General features: G+C 67.7%; 17 protein-coding genes. 8 read left to right on the top strand and 9 right to left on the bottom strand.

Annotated elements, in window-relative coordinates; all coding sequences use genetic code 11:
- Window positions 1-224: 224 nt before the first annotated feature.
- On the bottom strand, window positions 225-3,266 hold the full coding sequence (locus RUU78_RS02875; RefSeq protein ID WP_313913474.1) for a M36 family metallopeptidase: 3,042 nt from the start codon (window positions 3,264-3,266) through the stop codon (window positions 225-227).
- Between the two features lie 251 nt (window positions 3,267-3,517).
- Between RUU78_RS02875 and RUU78_RS02870 the strand changes: the two genes are divergently transcribed.
- The 3 genes from RUU78_RS02870 to RUU78_RS02860 all read left to right on the top strand — a co-directional run bounded on the left by RUU78_RS02870 (window position 3,518) and on the right by RUU78_RS02860 (window position 5,948).
- Window positions 3,518-4,681, top strand: coding sequence for a membrane dipeptidase (locus tag RUU78_RS02870; RefSeq protein WP_313913471.1), 1,164 nt, complete (start codon window positions 3,518-3,520; stop codon window positions 4,679-4,681).
- A 121-nt stretch (window positions 4,682-4,802) separates the two neighbouring features.
- Window positions 4,803-5,414: a hypothetical protein gene (locus RUU78_RS02865; RefSeq protein ID WP_313913469.1), complete on the top strand. Its 612-nt coding sequence runs from the start codon at window positions 4,803-4,805 to the stop codon at window positions 5,412-5,414.
- Between the two features lie 231 nt (window positions 5,415-5,645).
- Window positions 5,646-5,948, top strand: coding sequence for an EF-hand domain-containing protein (locus RUU78_RS02860; protein WP_313913467.1), 303 nt, complete (start codon window positions 5,646-5,648; stop codon window positions 5,946-5,948).
- Window positions 5,949-6,031: 83 nt separating this feature from the next.
- Here RUU78_RS02860 and RUU78_RS02855 read toward each other — a convergent pair whose 3' ends face one another.
- From RUU78_RS02855 to RUU78_RS02840, 4 genes are read right to left on the bottom strand one after another with little or no spacing between them, the layout of a single operon-like run.
- Window positions 6,032-7,237, bottom strand: a complete 1,206-nt coding sequence (locus RUU78_RS02855; RefSeq protein ID WP_313913465.1) for an AGE family epimerase/isomerase — start codon at window positions 7,235-7,237, stop codon at window positions 6,032-6,034.
- Window positions 7,234-8,208, bottom strand: a complete 975-nt coding sequence (locus RUU78_RS02850; protein WP_313913463.1) for a carbohydrate kinase — start codon at window positions 8,206-8,208, stop codon at window positions 7,234-7,236. The genes RUU78_RS02855 and RUU78_RS02850 overlap by 4 nt, the downstream gene beginning before the upstream one ends.
- Window positions 8,205-9,491, bottom strand: coding sequence for an L-fucose:H+ symporter permease (gene fucP / locus RUU78_RS02845; protein WP_313913461.1), 1,287 nt, complete (start codon window positions 9,489-9,491; stop codon window positions 8,205-8,207). The genes RUU78_RS02850 and fucP overlap by 4 nt, the downstream gene beginning before the upstream one ends.
- Window positions 9,488-10,528: a LacI family DNA-binding transcriptional regulator gene (locus tag RUU78_RS02840; RefSeq protein WP_313913460.1), complete on the bottom strand. Its 1,041-nt coding sequence runs from the start codon at window positions 10,526-10,528 to the stop codon at window positions 9,488-9,490. Before RUU78_RS02840 ends, fucP begins: the two co-directional genes overlap by 4 nt.
- Window positions 10,529-10,675: 147 nt before the next feature.
- On the opposite strand from RUU78_RS02840, the gene RUU78_RS02835 reads away from it, so the two are divergent.
- On the top strand, window positions 10,676-13,006 hold the full coding sequence (locus RUU78_RS02835) for a GH92 family glycosyl hydrolase (RefSeq protein ID WP_313913458.1): 2,331 nt from the start codon (window positions 10,676-10,678) through the stop codon (window positions 13,004-13,006).
- A 65-nt stretch (window positions 13,007-13,071) separates the two neighbouring features.
- Here RUU78_RS02835 and RUU78_RS02830 read toward each other — a convergent pair whose 3' ends face one another.
- The gene (locus RUU78_RS02830) at window positions 13,072-13,986 is read right to left on the bottom strand and encodes a LysR family transcriptional regulator (protein ID WP_313913456.1); all 915 of its coding nucleotides are present in this window, start codon (window positions 13,984-13,986) and stop codon (window positions 13,072-13,074) included.
- Between the two features lie 95 nt (window positions 13,987-14,081).
- On the opposite strand from RUU78_RS02830, the gene RUU78_RS02825 reads away from it, so the two are divergent.
- Window positions 14,082-14,783: a pirin family protein gene (locus RUU78_RS02825; protein WP_313913454.1), complete on the top strand. Its 702-nt coding sequence runs from the start codon at window positions 14,082-14,084 to the stop codon at window positions 14,781-14,783.
- Between the two features lie 110 nt (window positions 14,784-14,893).
- On the opposite strand, the gene RUU78_RS02820 is transcribed toward RUU78_RS02825, so the two are convergent.
- On the bottom strand, window positions 14,894-16,207 hold the full coding sequence (locus tag RUU78_RS02820; RefSeq protein WP_313913452.1) for a sorbosone dehydrogenase family protein: 1,314 nt from the start codon (window positions 16,205-16,207) through the stop codon (window positions 14,894-14,896).
- 292 nt (window positions 16,208-16,499) lie between these two features.
- Here RUU78_RS02820 and RUU78_RS02815 point away from each other — a divergent pair, with 292 nt between their 5' ends.
- Together RUU78_RS02815 and RUU78_RS02810 are read left to right on the top strand one after the other, a co-directional pair.
- Complete coding sequence (locus RUU78_RS02815) at window positions 16,500-17,108, top strand: alpha-ketoglutarate-dependent dioxygenase AlkB (RefSeq protein ID WP_313913450.1); 609 nt, start codon at window positions 16,500-16,502, stop codon at window positions 17,106-17,108.
- Window positions 17,109-17,457: 349 nt separating this feature from the next.
- Window positions 17,458-17,958: a hypothetical protein gene (locus RUU78_RS02810; protein WP_313913448.1), complete on the top strand. Its 501-nt coding sequence runs from the start codon at window positions 17,458-17,460 to the stop codon at window positions 17,956-17,958.
- A gap of 68 nt (window positions 17,959-18,026) precedes the next feature.
- Here the strand turns inward: RUU78_RS02810 and RUU78_RS02805 are convergent, their stop codons facing one another.
- A complete protein-coding gene (locus tag RUU78_RS02805; protein WP_313913447.1) occupies window positions 18,027-18,338 on the bottom strand; it encodes a hypothetical protein in 312 nt (103 codons plus the stop codon).
- Here RUU78_RS02805 and RUU78_RS02800 point away from each other — a divergent pair.
- Window positions 18,337-19,086 carry a hypothetical protein gene (locus RUU78_RS02800; RefSeq protein WP_313913445.1) on the top strand — a complete coding sequence of 250 codons (750 nt, stop codon included), beginning with the start codon at window positions 18,337-18,339 and terminating at the stop codon, window positions 19,084-19,086. The two genes, RUU78_RS02805 and RUU78_RS02800, sit on opposite strands and share 2 nt — an antisense overlap.
- Window positions 19,087-19,089: 3 nt before the next feature.
- On the opposite strand, the gene RUU78_RS02795 is transcribed toward RUU78_RS02800, so the two are convergent.
- Entirely contained in the window at window positions 19,090-19,503 is a 414-nt protein-coding gene (locus RUU78_RS02795; protein ID WP_313913443.1) for a hypothetical protein, read from the bottom strand.
- Between the last annotated feature and the right edge of the window lie 386 nt (window positions 19,504-19,889).

The raw sequence follows: 19,889 nt of genomic DNA, 5'->3' as shown, positions 1-19,889 counted from the left end.
TCGCGAGTCGGCTACGGGGTCGATCGTCGGCACAACCTGTGCCGACGCCGAACTCGCGCGTTGTGCGGGCTGATCCCTCCATGCCTCGCCGCGGCTTATGGGGCCCCGGGTAAAGCGGCGCGCATCCATGCGCGCAGAAGCAAAAGCAAAATCACGGCAACGGCGACGGCAGTCGACTGACCTGGCGGCTGGCTACTGCCGCTGTTTGCCGCGCGGCGTGCGTGTCATTCGGCTACCGCGCGCGAGAACACCGGTGCGCTCGTGCCGCGCAGTTCGACGCGTGAGATGGCCCAGTGGGCGTCGTTTGCGGCGAAGGTGCTGAGCACGCGCGTGCGCAGGCGCAGTTGCACGGTGCGGCCGGCGACGCTGCTGCTGAAACGCAGGGTGTCGTCGCGCCAGCCGGTGGAGATGCCGCTGTAGTTGGCGGTGCCGCTGGCGAGGAAGGGCGTGGCGTCCTGCCACGTGCCGTCGTCGAGGCGGATTTCCAGTTTTCCATAACCGGGCTGCGTCGGCGAGCGGTCGAAGTCGTAGTCGTGACGCAGCAGCAGTTCCAGCGGGGCGGACGCGGATGCGGTGAAGGGGCGGGTTGCGAGCCAGGTGTTGAGGCCGAGCTGCGGATCGCTCATCAGGTAGCTCCAGCTGCCGTTGTAGCGGCGGCGCTGCCAGTCGAGCACGTCGGCCAGCGCATCGCCCTCGGCGCCCAGACAGATGTTCACGGCGCAGCCGTGCGGATAGTCGTCGAAGCCGCGGATCCAGTCCTGTGCGAACGTGGCGGCATGGGCGATGTTGTCGACGTTGCGGTCGCGCGGCAGGTCGATGTTCACGTCGAATGCCGTGCTGCTCAGCGCAAACGCTTCCGGATGGTCCGTATCCCAGGCGAAGGCCTGTACCGGCAGGGTGAGCGGACCGCGGCTGCTGCGCACGCGGAACGGCAGTACGACGTCGATGGATTCATCAGGCGCGAGCGTGATCCGATCGACGTACACGCGTTCGGGCAGGTCGTAGAAACCCGGGATCGGCGGCACGGCCAGCGTGATCCGGTCGAGCGCGGAAAAGCCGGTATTGCGCAGTGTGACGACGAGGCTGCCCGGTTCGTTGCGATCAAGCACGCCATCGCCGTCGCCGCCATCTTCGCGCAGGCGCACCTCGATCACGTCGAGCGCGCGCTCCAGGTCGCGGAAGCTCTCGCGTACGCCGCGCAGGCTGTAGGAGTCGCGTGGCGGCGATACGGCGCCGGCGCCCATGCCGCGTTCGGCGAAGCCGCTGCGGCAGCGGCGATAGTCTGCTTCGCTGTCAGCGCGGATTGCGAACAGCACCGCGTTGCGCGCCTCGGTATAGGTCGCGTCGAGCGGGAACAGCTGCTGCCCGGCAACGAGCCAGCCGAGGAATTCGCGCTGGCGCGCGTCGAACTGCGCCGAGGGCGAGGCCGCGAGCAGGTTGCGTGCGCATTGCCACAGGGCGCTGGTCCAGATTTCGCCGGCGGTGTGGATTTCCGCATTGACCAGCGAGCGTGCCTTCCAGTCGAACGGTCGGCTGCCGGCCGGCACCGGATTGTCCTGGCTGATGTGGCGGAAGGTCAGCGGATTGCGCTGCCGGTCGCTGGAATACGGGTAGCGCCGGATGCCGTGGTAGTAGCTGTTATCGGGATTGGTCGGCGAACCGGCGACAGGCAGGTTATCGCCGCCGAAGTCGTAGTCGAGGTTCATGTACGCACCGACCGCATAGGCGCCGGAGAACTCCGGCTTGCCGGCCATCGCATGGCGATCCTGTTCGCGTACGGTCACGAACAGGCCGACGAAATCGGCCATGCCTTCGTTCAATGCACCGGGCTGGCCGTAATAGCCCGATACGGTCAGGCGGCCAAACATGGTGTGCGCCCATTCGTGCGCGAGCACGCCGAGGTCGAATCCGCTGACATCGCGCGCGCTGCGGCTGCGCAGGTTGAATCCCAGCGACAGCGCCGGGCTTTCGCCGTCGGTCGGCGCATAGGTAAAGGTGGAAGTGTAGGCCGCATGCACGAGCAGTGGATCGCCGGCGATGCCGCCGCGGCCATAGTTGTCGGTCTGACTGTTGCCGGCGACCTCGTCATAGCCGACACCGTAGAACAGATCATGCAGCCAGTTCGTCGCGTAGAAGCCCTGCACGATCTTGGCGTTGAGGTTTTCGTCGTCGGCCGGGATCGGTGCGAGTGCGTCGTTGCACTGGTTGTAGTCCGACAGCGTCGCGTCGACGTCGTAGGCATAGTCGAAGCGGCGCGGCCCGTTGGTGCGCGCGCGGAAATCGCCGTCGCCGCCGTTGAAGCCGGGACCCCACGCTTCGTAGCCGCATTCGCCGTCGACCACGTTCTCGGCGTTGAAGAACGCATCGACATTGTTGCCGCGTGTTTCAGTCGCATCGTCGGCGAGCCAGGGATCGCCGGTGCCGGCGTCGGTCAGGCTCAGCAGCGGCATCGGCGCGGGCACCGAAGGCTGGTAGGCATCGGGAATGCCGGTCGGGTGCGGATTGGTATAGCCGTAGGGATCGACATAGGGCAGGCCGCTGGCGTTGGCGAAGACGCGGTAGGTGAACGGCTGCAGGTCGTGGATCTGGCTTTGCTGGCGCAGGATGCGGCCATCTTCGGCCGAAACGACGAACGCCAGCGCAGTCGGCCGCGCTTCGCCTTTGCGGGTGCCGATGACTTCGGCGTAGTAGGCGGCGATCAGCCGTTCGGAGGCGGGATACCAGACTGGCTTGATGCGTGCCGGGCGCAGCGCGCGGAACGTGTCCGACGCGTCCAGCGTGATGCGCAGATAGTCGCCGTCGGCGCGCTTGGCGCTGTCGTGCTGCACGCTGGCATCGAGCGACAGATGTCTCAATGCGCGCTGCAATGCCTGTGTGGCATCCAGCGCAAAGTTCGGTAGCGCGGCGCTCGTACCCTTGTTGCTGAGACTTCCGCCCGCGACGCGCGCTTCGCCCTGCGCATCGCGCAGGATGGTCAGGCGTGCGCCGAATACCTCAATGCCGCCAATGCGCTGACTGAATTGCTCGACGCGGCGGTTGCCGCGGCTGCGGCGCAGTTGCGATGTGGACAGTTGCGGATAGTGCTGCGCCAGCAGCGGAGCAGTGACGTCGCCGCGCTTGGCTTCCTGCGGCAGCGCGTCGAGCCAGTCGAGACGGCGCTGCAGGGATGCCGTTTCGGTGGGCGTCTGCGTGACGGACTGGGCGAACGCGAACGACGAGGCGAGCAGGCCGCTGGCGGCCAGAAACCACAATGAGGCGTAGTGCACGAGGGTACTCCGACGAATGACGGCGCTGGCGAGCGTAGCAATCGCGACTTATCTACGCAAGCCTTCGTACGTAATGAAGGATAGTTGTTGCGATGCCGCAGAGAATTGCCTCGTGCAGTGCTTATACGGCGTCTTTCGTATTTTGTTGCGTTAGTGCAGAATCGCCGGGCCGCGCGGACCGCGGCGCATCCATTTCACTGGCCCTGCGCGCGCGCTGCAGCGCGTGTGCGGCCTCCAGATCGGGAGTCGCAATGGTCACTCGGCGCGAAGTGTTGATCGGTGCAGGGCTGGCGGGGCTGCATCTGGCCGCGGGCCAGGCGGCGGAACCACCGGCGAGGAAATCCACCGCGAATCCGGCGTCGCCGACGCCGGCCTGGCCGCCGTACCGAAATACCTTCGCCATCGATGGTGCCTCGGGCTTTGGCTTCATCTATACCGAAGGCGACGCGGCAGCGACGGCGAAGGAACTCGAGGCGCAGCGCGCTGCCGGTGTCGGCGCCGTGCTGACCACCGCCGCGCCGCAGGGCCGCTTCTGGCTCGACGACGATGCGTTCGAGCGTGCCAGGAAGACGGTCGGTCAGTGGCATGCCATTGCCCAGCGTCATCCGGAGCATCTCTACATCGTGCGCGACGGCGCTGATCTGACTGTCGAGCGCCGCGGCGAGCGCACCGGCGTCATCCTGGGTTTTCAGGGCACCGAGCCGCTGGGCGAGGATGTCGGTCGCGTGCAGTTGTTCCGCGACCTCGGCGTGCGTGTGATCCAGCTGACCCACAACCGCCGCAACCTGGTCGGCGACGGCTGCACCGAACCCGGCAACGCCGGCCTGAGCAACTACGGGCATGCGGTGATCGCAACGCTCAACGAAAAGAAGATCGTCGTCGATCTCGCCCACGGAGCGCCGCGCACGGTCAGCGAAGGCATCGCCGCGTGCAAGGCGCCGATGCTGATCAGCCACACCGGCTGCCGCGCGCTGGCGGATCTGCCGCGCAACGTGCACGACGCGGAACTGCGTGCGATGGCGAAGCGCGGCGGCGTCGCCGGCATGATCTTCTGGCCCTACCTGCGCACCGACACGCAGCCCATGGCCGTCGACGTGATCCGGCACATCGAGCATGCGCTCAAGGTCTGCGGCGAGGACCACGTCGGCATCGGCACCGACATCGGCGTCGCGCCGATCGAGCGCACGCCGGCCTTCGAGAAGGACAATCGGGAATTCATGAAGGGCATGGTGGAGGACGGCATCTTCGAGAAAGGCCGGCCGGCCGACCTGTATACCTTCATACCCGACCTCAACATGGCCAACCGCTTCGAGGTGCTCGCCGGCATGCTCTCGCAGCGCGGCCATCCCGACGCGCGCATCGCCAAGATCCTCGGCGGCAACTTCGCGCGCGTCATGACCGAGGTGTGGGGCTGAGGCAGCCACGCCGAGGTTGCGGCCCTCTTTGCGAAATGCCCGATGATCCCTGCGCGTGCTTGACGTGCGTTTAATCGGCGCTCGCCGACACTGCGCGCCGTGATGGTCCGGAACGCGGCAGATGGATGATTCCCCTCGGCCCCGCCTGGCGCCGGGCCTCCCGCTGGCCGAGCGTACCGCGCAGCGACTCTCGCACCTGCGCCTTGCGCCGTTGCGCAGCCTGCGCGCGCTGGCGGATCCGCATCGGGCCGCGCAGCGGACCGTGCGACTGATCAGCGCCATGCTCGGTGGCGCGCCGGTGCGCTGCACGGTGACGGCGTCCGGCTATCGCGTCGAGCGCGGGCAGATCGATGGGGCGGTCGCTGCGTCCCTGCCGCTGCAGGTGGTGCCCCTGCAATGGGAGCAGCACTGCTTCGGTAGCGTCGAGCTGTGGAGCGAACCCGCGCGCTGGGAGCAGGCGCGGTCGATAGTCGCCGGGCTGGTCGATTCGCTGGCGCTGCTGCTGGCGGTGCACGGTCCGGCGCCGTCCGCGCATGCGCTGCGCGGCATCGTGCTGACGCCTGAGCGGCTGCACGATCTGAACAATGTCGCTAATGCGATAACGCTGCAGGTCGGCGTGATTCAGGCGATGCTGCAGCGCGGCCGCAGCGCCGATGCCGCCCAGTTTGCCGAGCGGTGTGTCGCACAGTCGCAACGGCTGATCGCGCTGCTGGTCTCGTTGCGCACCGATTGACGCAGGCTGTCGCCGCGCTCATCGCGTCCGCTGCACTGCTGCACCTCGTGCACGTGTCCGAACGCGGGACCTGACGGGCGTGGCCATGCAAGCTGCATGCGGTACCCGCGTTTTCGGTCGAATCGCGGTCCGGCCCGACAGGGTTTCGCGTCGTGACGCCCTGCGGCGCGACGGCACGCATCGTGCTCTCCCTGTTCAGCCACTTCGGCTCGCACACCCAGGAGATTCCCCATGCGTAAGACCACCCCTGTGCTCGCCATCGCGATCGCCTCGCTATTCGCCGCCGCTCCGCTGTTCGCCGCACCGAACGACGACAAGCTGAGCCGTGACGAAACACCGACCGGCGAGCACATCCCCGTGTTCAACCAGATCGACAACGACGGCAACGGCATGCTCGACAAGGACGAATTCAGTCGCGGTACCACGACGCAGAACGTGACCATGGCCCAGGTCGACACGAACGGCGACGGCAAGGTCTCGCGCAGTGAATGGGATGAGCACAAGCAGTTCAAGAAGCAGCAGCGCTACCCGTAAGCCCGTCGTTCGCGATGGCGAACGCACCTTCATGAACGACGACGGCGCCTTCACGGCGCCGTCGTCGTATCCACCAGCGAGACTTACCGCCCGCGCAACAGGTCCAGCACCTCATGACATGCCCCCATGGTGTGGTAGTCGGTCTTGCCCGCCGGACTTTTCTCGTTGCCATATTTGCGGTTGCGGCGATCGAGGATGCGATACCAGGCGCCGTGCTCGTGGTCGATGAAGTGATCCCAGGCGTAGCGCCACAGGCGTTCGTACCAGTCCCAGTAGCGCGCATCGCCGGTGCTCTGCGCGAGGCGCGAGGCGGCGGCAAGCGCTTCGGCCTGGACCCAGAAATATTTGTCATCGTCGCAGACCGTGCCGTCCGGCGCGAAGCCGTAGCACAGCCCTCCGTGGGCGTCGTCCCAGGCGCGTTCCACGGCGCGATCGAACAGATGCTGCGCCGTCGTCGCGAGCCACGCCGGTGCGTCGCCGCGGCGGCGGAGATGGCGGTCCAGCGTCAACAGCAGCTTGCTCCATTCGGTCTGGTGGCCGGGCTGGAAGCCCCAGGGGCGGAACAGGTGCCGGGGATCGTCGCGGTGATAGTCCCAGTCGACGTTCCAGTGCGCGTCGTAGTGTTCCCAGACCAGACCACCAGCGAGCGCGGCCTGGCGCCGCGTGAGGTTGTCGGCGAGCAGCAGCGCGCGATCGAGATAGCGCGTGTCGTCGCTGGCCTCGAACGCGGTGAGCATCGCTTCGCAGGCATGCATGTTCGCGTTCTGGCCGCGGTAGGGGGCGAAATTCCACTGCGCATCGGCTTCGTCGCGATAGAGGCCGTACTGCGCATCCCAGCAGCGCGACTCGAGCAGGTCCCAGGTTTCTGCGAGCCATGGGCCGGCCTGGGTGATGCCGGCCTGCACGGCTTTGGCATAGGCGAGCAGGACGAAGGCCAGGCCGTAGGCGTGGTTGGTGCGGTCTTCCGGCTGGCCGTCGCGCAGGGTCCATGCATAGCCGCCGCTCGCGGGGTCACGATGTGCGCCGCGCAGGTAGTCCAGGCCGTGGCGTGCCAGGGCGAGGAACTCGGCATTGTCGAATTCGCGCGCTGCCATCGCATAGTTGAAGACGAAGCGCGTACTGCTGACGAGGTGGCGTTGGCTGCGCTCGTAGACGCTGCCGTCATCGCGGAAATAGTGGAAAAAGCCACCGGTCGGGTCGATCGCGCGCGGATGATAGAACGCCATCGTCTGGGCAATGTGCGCGCGCAGGAAGGCGGGGCTGCGGAAATCCGGGTAAGGCGGTGTCATGGGGCTCCCTGCAGCAAGGCGTCGATATCGGCCGGGTCCGGCATCGCGGCGAAGGCACCGTGGCGCGTGACGGCGACGGCGCCTGCGGCGGCGGCACGGCGCAGCGTCGCGCGCATCGCGTCGCGCTGGGCGAGAAAGTCGCCGAGCGATGCGGCATCGATGGCGCGCGCGCGCAGGCCGGCGAGCAGCGCGCCGACGAAGGCATCGCCGGCCGCGGTGGTATCGATCGCCGTCACGCGGAACGGGTCGATCTCGCCCTGCGCGTCGCGCGTATGCCAGCGCAGCGGCGCGGCGCCGTCGGTGATGACGAGCCAGCGCGCGCGGCCGCGCCACAGGCGCTCGAGCACGGCCGCCGCGCCGCCCAGCGGGGCGGCGAGGTGGTCGAGTTCATTGCGCGCGAGCTTGACGATGTCGGCTTCGGCCAGCGCCGCCCACAGGCGCGGATGCGGATCGACATCCGCTGGCCACAGCGCCGGACGAAGATTCAGATCGAGGCTGATCAGCGCGCCGGCCGCTCGCGCGCGGCGCATGCCGGCCAGCGTCGTGGCAGCGATGTCGGTTTCGGTCAGGCTGTTGGAGCAGACATGCCAGATCGCGGCGTCGAAAGCGTCTTCGCTGAAGTGCTGCGGGCGAAACAGCAGGTCCGCCGCGGGCGGCCGGTAGAAGCTGAAGCTTCGCTCGCCGACTGCGTCGAGCGCGACGAAGGCCAGCGCGGTTTTCGCCTGCGCCGTGCGCACGACATGCTGTGTGCCGACGCCGGCGTCGACGAGGCTGCGCAGCAGGAAATCGCCGAACAGGTCTTCGCCGAGCATGCCGATGAACTGCGTTTCGGCGCCCAGCCGTGCGGCGGCGACGGCGACATTCGCCGGCGCGCCGCCTGCGAACTGCAGGAACGCGCGCGGTGCCGGCGGCATTTCCGGCTGGGCGAGGAGATCGATCAGCGCTTCGCCGAAGCAGGCGATGGGTTTCATGACGCAAGTTCAGGCGTCGTGCGCCGGTTCTGCAAGCCGTACCAGACCAGGTAGCCGTAGCACAGCAGCGGCAGCGCGAACGCGCGTTGCGGCCCGACGCGGTCGGCGAGCATGCCCATCAGCAGCGGAACGATGGCGCCGCCGACGATGGCCATGACCAGCACACTCGAACCGCGCGCGGTCAGCGGGCCCAGGCCGCGAATGCCGAGCGTGAACAGGGTAGGGAACATCACCGAATTGAACAGGCCGATCGCGACGACGCTGATCACCGCGAAGGTTCCGCTGCCCGCCATCGTCGCGAGCAGCAGCAGCGCGGCGATCGCCGCGAACAGCGCGAGCAGCCGCGGCGGTTCGACATGGCGCAGCAGCGCGGCGCCGGCGAAGCGGCCGAGCATGGCGCCGCCCCAGTAGTACGACACATAGTTGGCTGCGCTGGACTCGCTGAGGTTGCCGATCTGCGGCAGGCTCAGATAGTTGATCAGGAAACTCCCGATCGCGACTTCAGCACCGACGTAGAGAAAGATGCCCACCGCGGCGAGGCGCAGCGAGCGATGCCGCAATGCGTCGGCAACGGTGTGCGTGTCCGTGCTGCTGCCATGCCCGGCGCCAGCCAGTTGCGGCAGACGAAACAGGTAGACGAATGCCGCGAGCGCGAACAGGGCGAGGGCCAGACCCAGGTACGGCCATTGCACCGCCGCAGCCTGCGCATCGCGATAGACGGCCAGCTCCGCCGGTGTGAGTCGCGCCAGCGCATCGGCGCCGAGCACGGCGACCGAGAGGATCAGCAGTCCGCCGATGGCCGGGCCGATGGTATGGCCGAGCGAATTCAGCGCCTGCGCCAGGGTCAGGCGGCTCGAGGCGCGTGCCTCGCCGCCTAGCAGGCTGACGTAGGGATTGGCGGCGACCTGCAACAGGGTGATGCCGCTCGCGAGCACGAACAGCGCGGCGAGGAACAGGCCGTAGGACTGGACCTGCGCCGCGGGCAGGAACAGCAGCGCGCCGATACCGGCGACGACGAGGCCGAGCACGATGCCGCGCTTGTAGCCGAGCCGGTCGACGATGCGGCCGGCCGGCATCGACATGACGAAATAGGCGCCGAAGAACGCGAACTGGATCAGCATCGAGCGCGTGTAGTCCAGATCGAACACGCTCTTGAAATGCGGGATCAGCACGTCGTTGAGACTGGTCAGGAAACCCCACAGGAAGAAGATCGTCGTGGTCACGGCCAGCGCCACGCCGTAGTGCGGCGCGGGGACGGAACCGGTTTCGGTGGCAGCGTTCATGGGCGGTCCGGTGCGCACGTGCTCGCGCGCTCGATCAGGCGCACGGGCACGACAGTGTGGTGGGGTGGCTGCGCCGTGTGCTGCAGGCGGGCGAGAACGAGGTCGGCGGCCTGGCGTCCGCGCGCGCGCGGATCGGCCGCGAGCGTGGTCAGCGGCGGCAGGCTCACGGCGGCCTCGGGAATGTCGTCGAAGCCGGTCACGGCGAAATCCACGCCAGCGCGGCGGCCACAGCGCGCGAGACCCAGCATCAGGCCCAGCGCGACCGCATCGTTGTAGCAGACCGCCGCGGTCGGCGCGGGGTCGCGCAGGAACAGCGCGCCGGTCTGCGCCGCGGCTTCGAGTCGGGTCGGCGCGGTTTCGACGAGCCAGTGCGGCTGTGGCGATAGCCCGGCCGCCTGCAATGCGGCGAGATAACCGTCGCGACGCTGGCGGCAGGAGCTCGACGCCGCGTGGCCGCCGAAGAACGCGATGCGCGTGTGGCCGAGCGCGATGAGATGCGCCGTGGCCTGCTGCGCGCCGTCGGCATTGTCCAGGCGCAGGTAGTCCGCGTCGGCGCCGTCGAGTTCGCGATTGAACACGAGCAGCGGCGACTGCGTGCCGACTGCGAGACGCACGCGCGCGCCGTCGCTGCCTTCCGCCGGCGACAGGATCACGCCGGCGGGATCGTGCTCCCGCAGCGACTGCAATACCGCGTGCTGGCGTTCGACCGATTCGCCGGTGCTGCCGAGCAGCGTGACATAGCCGGCCAGCGCCAGCGCCTCGTCGACGCCGGCCGCAAATTCGGCGAAGAAAGGATTCGCGAGATCGTTGATGACGAGCGCGATGCTGCTGGAGCGGCGCGAGCGCAGGTTGGCGGCGGAGCGGTTGTAGACATAGCCCAGGCGCTTGAACTCCGCCTCGACGCGCGCGCGCGTCACGGGGCTGACGAGCGGACTGCGCCGCAGCACCAGCGAGACCGTCGCGCGCGACACGCCGCAGCCGGCAGCGACATCGGCGAGCGTGATCTTGCGCGGGGCGGAATGGCGCGAGTTTGGCATGGATTTGGATCGATCTAAATTCCGGTCACTCTGCCACGGTCACGCGAGCCAGCGCATTCTGCGGCGCAGCAAGCCAGAAGCGGCGACACATGCTAGCGTCCCGCTTCAGCTCGATTTAGACCGATCCAAACTGTCCGGGAGCGCCTCATGCCTCGTTGTCTGCACTGGTTTGCCGGCGTGCTGCCGGGTCTGCTCGCGCTGGGCGCCGCGGTCGCGGCCGACCCGCGCGCGAATGCCTATTCAGCGGTGGACCCGTTCATCGGCACCGGTGGCGAAGGCCACACGTTTCCGGGCGCGGTCGTGCCGTTCGGCATGGTGCAGCTCAGTCCCGACACGCAGATCAGGGAGCGCAAGCAGGCCTACGGCTGGGCCGCCGGCTATCGCTACGACGACGACAGCATCGTCGGCTTCTCGCATACGCACTTTTCCGGCACCGGGCATTCGGATCTCGGCGATTTCCTCGTCATGCCGATCGCCGGCGAGGTGCGTCTTGAACCCGGCGACAGCGCCAGCCCCGGCAGCGGCTATCGCTCGCGCTTCCGCCACGACACGGAGAAGGCCGAGCCGGGTTACTACGCGGTAGCTCTCGACGACTACGGCATAGCGGCCGAGTTGACCGCGGGGCAGCGCATCGGTGTGCACCGTTACCGCTTTCCGGCCGGCAAGCCCGCGCACCTGCTCATCGATATGCGCACCAGCATGTACGACTATCCCGGCAAGGTGCTGTGGTCGCGTCTGCGCCTGCGCGCCGACGGCACGCTGACCGGCTTCCGCGAGACGCGTGGCTGGGCGCCCGGACGCCAGCTGTATTTCGCGCTGCGCGTTTCGCGGCCGCTGCAGGGTCATGCGTTCCACAACACCGAGAAAGATATTTATTACAAAGGCTTCGCGCCGCCGGCCGCGGACGATCCGGCGCGCCGCGCCGCGATCGAGGGTCGCGCGCTGGTCGGTGTGCTCAATCTCGGCCCCGATGCGGGCGAGGCGGTCGTCAAGGTCGCACTGTCGCCGGTCAGCGAAGACGGCGCGTTATCCAATCTCGACGCGGAAATGCCGGGCTGGGATTTCGACGCGGTGCGCACTGCTGCGCGCGAGCGCTGGACTCAGGCGCTGGCCGTGTTCGACATCGATGCCGACGCGGCCGGCCGCAAGGCCTTCTATACCGCGCTCTACCACACGCTGCAGGCACCGAGCCTGTTCATGGACAGCGACGGCCGCTACCGCGGCCCCGACCATGCCGTGCACAAGGCCGAGGGCTGGACCAACCTTTCCACGTTTTCACTCTGGGACACGTATCGCGCACAGCATCCGCTGCTGACCCTGATCCAGCCCGAGCAGTACAGCGCCGACGTGGTCAATTCGCTGCTCGCCGCGCGCCGCGCAAGTGCGCACGGCATCCTGCCGGTCTGGTCGTTCCACGGCCTGGAAACCTGGTGCATGATCGGTTATCACGCCGTGCCGGTGATCGCCGATGCCTACCTCAAGGGGATACGCGGCTTTCCGGCCGACGAGGCGCTCGAGGCCATGGTCGCGAGCGCGAACTACGGCCCGTACGGCGGCATCGCCGAGTACCGCAGGCTGGGCTACGTGCCGATCGACGTGATCGGCGAGGCAGCGTCGAAGACCCTGGAATACGCTTTCGACGACTGGACGATCGCGCGCATGGCCGCGCAGATGGGCCGCACCGACATAGCCGCGGAATTCGGCAAGCGCGCAGCGAACTGGCGCAACGCCTACGAGCCACGCAGCGGATTCTTGCGTGCGCGCAACAGCGACGGCTCCTGGCGCGAACCGTTCGATCCGTCGGCGAGCGGCTACGGTACCGACTACACCGAAGGCAATGCCTGGCAATACTCGTGGTATGTGCCGCAGGACATCGCTGGCCTGATCCGCCTGCACGGCGGTGACAGGGAATTCGTCGCGCGCATCGACCAGGTGTTCGACGCCGAGGTCGATCCCAAGCAGTTCGCACACATGGAAGACATCACCGGCCTGATCGGCTGGTACGCGCACGGCAACGAACCGAGCCACCACCTGGCCTATCTCTACGTCCACGCAGGCCAGCCGTGGCGAACGCAGGAACGGCTTGCGCAGATCATGCGCAGCCAGTACGCGCCGACGCCGCAGGGCCTCGTCGGCAACGACGACCTCGGCCAGATGTCGGCCTGGTACGTGTTCACCGCACTGGGCTTCTATCCGGTCGCGCCGGGCAGCAACGAATACGTGATTGGCCGGCCGTTCCTGCGCCGCGCTGCACTGACCCTGCCCAACGGCAAGGTGTTCACGGTGCGCGCCGACGCGCTCGACGAAACGCATACCTACGTCGGCAACGTCACGCTCGATGGCAAGCCGCTCGCGCGCAGCGTGATCACGCACGAGCAGATCCGGGCCGGCGGCGAACTGCGTTTCACGATGCAGGCGAAGCCGGACACGCGCTGGGGCACACGCAGGTCCGAGCGGCCGTATTCGATGTCGCGCTGAGGCGCGGCATCAGCCGCGCATCGCGCGAACCCGCACGCGCGCGACACTGGCCGCCGTGCGCTGCGTCAGTGCACGGCCCACGGTGCCTTGTCGAACTTGCCGACCAGATAGTCGATGAGTACCTGCACGCGCATCGGACGCAGGCGGCCCGGCGGTGTGACGACATGCAGTGCGATCGGCGGCGGCGACCAGTCCGGCAGCACGATCTCGAGCTTGCCGCTGCGCAGTTCACGCCAGACCAGGAACTCTGGCTGCAGCGCCAGGCCGAGGCCGGCGAGCAGCGCGGGGTTCAACGCTTCGGCATTGTTGACACGCAGCGGCGTGGTCAGGCTGATCGAGAAATCGCCGTGGCGCCGGTGCGCGAAGCGCCAGGCATTGCCCTGGCGCGAATGGGTATAGAACAGCGCTTCGTGATCGGCCAGGTCACGCGGATGCCGCGGCCGGCCTCGGCGTTCCAGATAGGCCGGTGCGCCGACCAGCAGCACGCGCACGCCGCAGAGCCTTCGCGCGAGCAGGCTGGAGTCGGCCAGCGCGGCGATGCGCAGCGCGAGATCGAAGCCGCCGCCGATCAGGTCGGCGAGGCCGTCGTCGAACGCGATCTCCAGCGAAACTTCGGGATAGCGCTTGAGGAATTCCGGCAGCAGCGGCGCGACATGTGCGATGCCGAACGACATCGGCACCGCCAGTCGCACCTGGCCGCGCGGACTGGCCGACTGGCTGGTGACTTCGGCCTCGACCGCCTCGCCCTCGGCGACGATGCGGCTGGCGCGTTCCAGCGCGCCCTGGCCGCTCTGGGTCAGCGACAGGCGCCGTGAGGTGCGGTGGAGCAGCGCGGTCTTGAGGCGGGTCTCCAGCCGCGTGATGGCCTTGGACACCGTGGCCTGGGACAGGCCGAGCAGTTCCGCGGTGCGCGCGAAAGAACCGGTTTCGGCGACCTTCGCGAAGATCGCCCAGGCTTCGAGGTCGGGGAGGGGCTGCATGTCGTTTTTGGAAAGGATCCGTTTCGATTCTTTCCATTCTAATCCGGATCGCCACGGCATAAGGTAGCGCCATCACCACTGATTCGGAGAACGCCATGATCGAACGCCGCCCATTCAACAGCCTCGGCGGAGCCAACCACGGCTGGCTCGACGCCAAGCACCATTTCTCGTTCGCGAGCTATCACGACGCGGCGCGCATGGGCTGGGGCGCACTGCGTGTCTGGAACGACGACGCCATCGCCGCGAACACCGGCTTCCCGCCGCACTCGCACGCCGACATGGAAATCATCACCTATGTGCGCGATGGCGCGATCACGCACCAGGACAACCTCGGCAACCTCGGCCGCACCGAGGCCGGCGACGTGCAGGTCATGAGCGCCGGCAGCGGCATCCAGCACGCCGAGTACAACCGCGAGAAGGAAACGACACGCATCTTCCAGATCTGGATCATTCCCGACAGCCGCGGCGGTGCGCCGACCTGGGGCAGCAAGCCATTCCCGAAAGGCGAGCGCAGCGGCCGTTTCGTGATCCTGGCCAGCGGTATCGCCGGCGACGACGACGCCCTGCCGATCCGCGCCGATGCGCGCGTGCTCGGCCTCACGCTGGCCGCGGGGCAGAGCGAGGACTATGCCATCGGCGACAACCGCTACGGCTATCTCGTGCCGGCGCGCGGCGCGGTCGAGGTCAATGGCGTGCGCATCGAGGCACGCGACGGCCTGTCCATCCGCAACGAGGCGAACCTGCGTATCGTGGCGCTGGAGGATGCGGAAGTCGTGCTGGTCGACACCGCGCCCTGAACGCCGGTGCATCCGCGACCCCCGGTCGCGGGTTGACCCCCGTGGGAACCCCGGGGCAGCCCGCTGCTCGCGGAGGGTCAGCCCTTGGCCAACATCGGCCAGTTGTTCGGTCAGCGATCACGGCGCGCGCTGACGCGCCAGATCGCGTTGCCGACGTCGTCGGCGACGAGCAGTGCGCCGGCCTTGTCGATCGCCACGCCGACCGGGCGTCCACGCGCCTGGCCGCGTTGGTCGAGAAAGCCGGTCAGCACGTCCTGCGGTTCGCCAGCGGGTGCGCCATTGGAAAACGGTATAAATACCACTTTGTATCCGCTTGGCGGTTTCCGGTTCCAGGAGCCGTGCTCGCCGATGAACATGCCGTCGGCGTAGCGCGCCGGCAGCCGGTTGCCGGCGGACCACACCAGGCCCAGCGCGGCCACATGCGCGCCGAGGGCGTAGTCGGGTGAAATCGCCTGCGCGACGAGTTCCGGCCGCGGCGGCTTCACGCGTTCGTCGACGTGCGCGCCGTAATAGCTGTACGGCCAGCCGTAGAAGCCGCCGTCGCGAACTGACGTGAGGTAGTCGGGCACGAGGTCCGAGCCGATTTCATCGCGCTCGTTGACGACGGTCCACAGCACGCGGGTTTCCGGAATCCAGGCCAGGCCGTTGGGATTGCGCAGGCCGCTCGCGAACACGCGATAGCGGCGCGCGGCGGGATCCACTTCGAGGATGGCGGCGCGATCCTTCTCCTTGTCGATGCCGTTCTCGGCCACGTTGCTGTTGGAACCCACCGTGACATAGAGGTGCCGGCCGTCGGGACTCGCGATCACGTTCTTGGTCCAGTGATGGTTGAGCGGTCCGGCCGGCAGCTCGACGATCGTCTCTGCGGTGCCGGTCAGCGCGGTCGCGCCCTCGGGATACGGATAGCGCAGCAGCGCGTCGGACGCCGCGACATAGAACGCATCGCCGACCAGTGCCATGCCGAAGGGCGAATTGACGTTGACCAGGAACGCGGTGCGCACTTCCGCCCGACCGTCGCCGTCGGCGTCGCGCAGCAGGGTAATGCGGTTCGCGCTCGGCACGGCTGCGCCGGCCTTCTTCATCGCGCGCTTCATGAACCATCCTTTGATGCCCTTGCCGTCCTCGGGCTTCGGCGGCGCGTTCGACTCGGCTACCAGCACGTCGCCGTTGGGCAGCACGTAGATCCAGCGCGGATGCTCCAGTCCCGTCGCAAAGGCGTTCACCGCCAGGCCATTCGCCGGCGCCGGCGTGGTGCCGTCTGGCCAGCCCACCGCGGTCGCGACCTGGACCGTCGGTATGAGGCTGCTCCTGGGTTCCGGCAGTGTGGGGCTCGGGCCGGTCGCGTCGCGCTCGGGCACCACAGACCGATCTCCGCAGCCGCTCAGGAGCAGGCTCATCGTTGCAACGGCAAGGACGGTACGCATGTGATCTCCGCAGACTGGCCCTGCGCGGGCCCGGTGCATGCATACACGCAAGATCGATACCGTGGACACGTCGTAGATGCTGACTGTTGCGCGCCTGCGTAAGTCCGCATCGCCAATGCGATAGTGCACCGCTGGGTTGCCCGGCAAGCGTGCAACTGCTGCACGCGGAGCGGGCAACTGTCCCGACCGGTCGCCCGCCGGAATTGCATTTGGCAGGATGAACGCGCTTGTACGCGCGCCTCGTAGCACGGGTCGTATTGCGGTGTGAGGCGTGCGCACCCATATGGCGCTCATGAATCGATTTCCGCTTCGGCCGGGCCTGTTCGGCGACGGCCTGCAAACGCTCGCTGATGATGAGTTCGGCCGCATCACCTACCAGCCTCACTTCGTGGATCCAGAGTTCGCGACCCAGGCGTTCGATGCGCTGCTGCGCGACGTGCCGTGGCACAGCGAGCGCCGCCGTATGTATCTGCGCGACGTGCTCACGCCGCGCCTGCTGGCGAGCTACTCGCTCGATGAAACGCTGCCGGATGTCATTGCCGAACTGGCACTGCGCGTCGCCGCTGCCGCGGGCGCCGCGTTCACCCATGTCGGCCTGAATCACTATCGGGACGAAAACGACAGCGTCGCGCAGCACAACGATCACCTGCATGAGCTGACCCGGGAGCAGCCCATCGCGCTGGTCTCGCTCGGCGCCACGCGCGAAATGCTGATCCGCGCCAAGCCGCCGCGTCGCGGCGCGCTGCGCCTGGACCTCGAGGCCGGCAGCCTGCTCACGATGAGCTACGCGACCCAGCTGCACTACGACCACGGCATTCCCAAGCAGCGCACACCGGTAGGACCGCGGATCAGTCTGGCGTTCCGGGTGCGCACGGCCGGTGAGACCCGACGTCACTACTGAGGCGTGCGAACAGCCACGCACGACCAGTGCGAAGGCGCCGCATTGGAGAGCGTGATGCGGCGTGCGTGCGGCTAAGGCGGTGTCGTCGTCGGCCAGCCCAGCGGCGTCACGGTGCCGCTGCCCATCGATGCCTGTTCGTCCACATGCGCCATTTGCGGTTGGACAGATAGGCCTGCACCCAGAGACGCGGAAAATACTGCAGGCTGCGCTGCTGGTCGGCGATGAGGATGACGAAATTGGGCTGAGTCGCGATACTCCTGCGTCTTTCGTATGCCGCGCGATCGGTTCCCGCGATCGGCTGGCGGCGTCCTGCAGAAGTCGTACGCGACGCTGACGGTATTCGGCGACCATGGTCAAGCGCGTTTCCCGTATTTCCATCCGACGCGTATTCCGCAACGACAAGGCCGTGGTGGCCTGGCTGTTTGTTGCCGCTTCGATCGGTGTGCTCGGCTGTTTCAGTTACCTTGCCTGGCGCGACGGTGGCATCCCGCAGATCGGCCGCTGGACCTGGCCGCTGCTGGGCGTGTTCTGGCTGTTCTGCGCGGGTGCCGCGAGCGGTGTAGCGAATCTCAGCCTGCTGCGGATCGAGCTGTCCGCCAACGGCGTGCAGGTGCGCGAGCGGTTTCTGCTGAACGCGCGCTCGGCGCGCTATCACTCGCGCGACCTGGGTGCGCCGCGCGTGGAGCGGGTCATCGACTCCGATGGCGACGAGCGCTTCGACGGTGTGCTCGATCTGCCCGACGGGCGGCGCGTCGTCGTTTTCGAAAGTGCGGATCGTGCGACGGTGCAGCGCTGCTGCGACGAACTGCTCGCGAGCCTGCGCGCGCTATGCCGCGGATTCAGTGCCTGAGCGGCGGCATGGAGGCCGCTGCCCGGGGCGACACCGCAGTGACGTCGCGATCCGATGGACGCGTCGCGCTATTGCGCCTTGACCGATCGTCCGGAGGACGCGCCGCCCGCGCTCGCGCTGCGTTGCTCGGCGGCCTTGACCACCGCGCCGTCGACGAGCCAGAGGCTGACGACCTTGTCGTCGTAGCGGTAGGTCCAGATTTCCATCGACGGCGAGAACTCGTCGCCGTCGATGCGATCGAGTTGCGCCGGTTCACCGGCAAATCCGCGCACGTCTGCCGCGCGGGTTCCCTTGTCGACGAGATTCTTGCCCAGCAGCACGCTTTGCGCGAAAGCGCTGGCGGGTAATGTGGCGAGCAGGATGAAGGCGATGCGTTTCATGCGAGGGACTCCCGAAGGCGCGCAGTTTCGCAGCGTCGTGTTGCATGAGCGTTGCGCCGACGCTGCCGCGGTGCGGAAAGTGGCGGCGCTGTCCGGCGCCCTGCGTTGTGTGGTGTCATGGCAGGGTGCGAGCGAGGAGAAGCCCATGTGGATGACGGGACTGTTGGCCGGCGTGCTGGCCGCGGGCGGGGGAAATTTCGTGGTCGAGCGATGTGCGCCGATGTGGCGGGTCGAATTCACGACGGTGCCGGATCTGTTCGACGGCGAGACGATGCGTTTCGATACGTGTGGCGCAGGTGAAGTCGGTTTCAACGACGCGCAGGGCGAGCAGGAGATCGCCAGCCTGTGGCTCGAGCCCGACGGCGACGGCGCGCGGCTGGTGCTGAAGGATGCGCGCCGCAAGGTCACTGCGCGGGGCGTTGTCGCCATCGGCAAGTCCAGCAGGGTTGCGTCGGCGGACGGCAGCCTGATCGCTGCGGTGTCCATCACCACCGTGGCGACCCCCACGGCCTCGATCATGACCGTCGATATCGTCGACCAGCCCCTCGACGAAATCGTGCAGCGACTGCAGACGACGAGCGGCTGGGAGATGCAGGGCGTGGACGTGCTCGGCAAGCAACGTGTGACCCTGAAGTTCGACACGATTCCGCTACAGTCGTTGCTGGCGCTCGCGGCCCAGGCCGGCGGCGTCAAGGTCGACACACCGCGCGACGGTCTTGCGGTGTTCCGCCGCGCCGAGGCGCGCTGAGGCTCAGTCCGTGCTGTCTTTCGCGGGCCTCGTATACGGCACGAAGTCGCCGAGGCCGATGCTGCCGGTGATCATCTTCGAGCCCGGATCCATGAGCTTGACGATATCGATGTTGCACAGCTCCGACGAGCGCGTGTCGGTGACGAGGATCATGTCGTCGCGCAGGAAGGCCAGGCCGGACGTGGGGCGGTTGACGTAGATCGTGCGGCCATGTCCGCCGTAGACGATCGCGGTGCGGTCGATGACCTGGGTCGAGCGGATGTTGCGCAGCGGTATGCACTTGACCGGTTTGCCGGCGACGCGGCCGTCCAGGGCTTTGGCGAGCTGCTCGTCGGGGCTGGGTCTGGCGGCATCCGCTGCGCCCGCCATGGCGAACAGCGCGGCGAGCAGCGTCGGTTTCAGGGATCGGGTGTTCATACAGGTGTCCTCATCGATTCGGCGGCGGTCGGAAGATGTCCGCTGATGCGGACGCGATCGTGAGTGCGAGCGTCGCAGCCTGCCTCGCCGGCTTGCAGCGGCCAGTGCCGCCCTGGCGGCAACTGCGCAGCATCGCAACAGCATAGGTCAGTTTGCCGGCGCAGGGCGCAGGCGAGGGCGTGCGAGTTGCTCGGCAGACAAGCACGGCATCGGGCGGGGTGCACGGGCCGGCGTCGGCAAAGCGTTGCAGCGAGCGCATCCGACCTTGGCATCGGGCTTGCGGTAGTTCACCGACTACCAGGAGCCGTGCCATGAGCCCGCAGCGCCGCAACAATCCGGACATCGAATCTCCCTCGCAGGAATTTCCGAGCCGTCCGCGGACCGAT

It is taken from the genome of Tahibacter sp., from assembly GCF_032229445.1.
Lineage (GTDB): Bacteria > Pseudomonadota > Gammaproteobacteria > Xanthomonadales > Rhodanobacteraceae > Tahibacter.
This window is presented reverse-complemented; position numbering and strand designations above follow the sequence as displayed.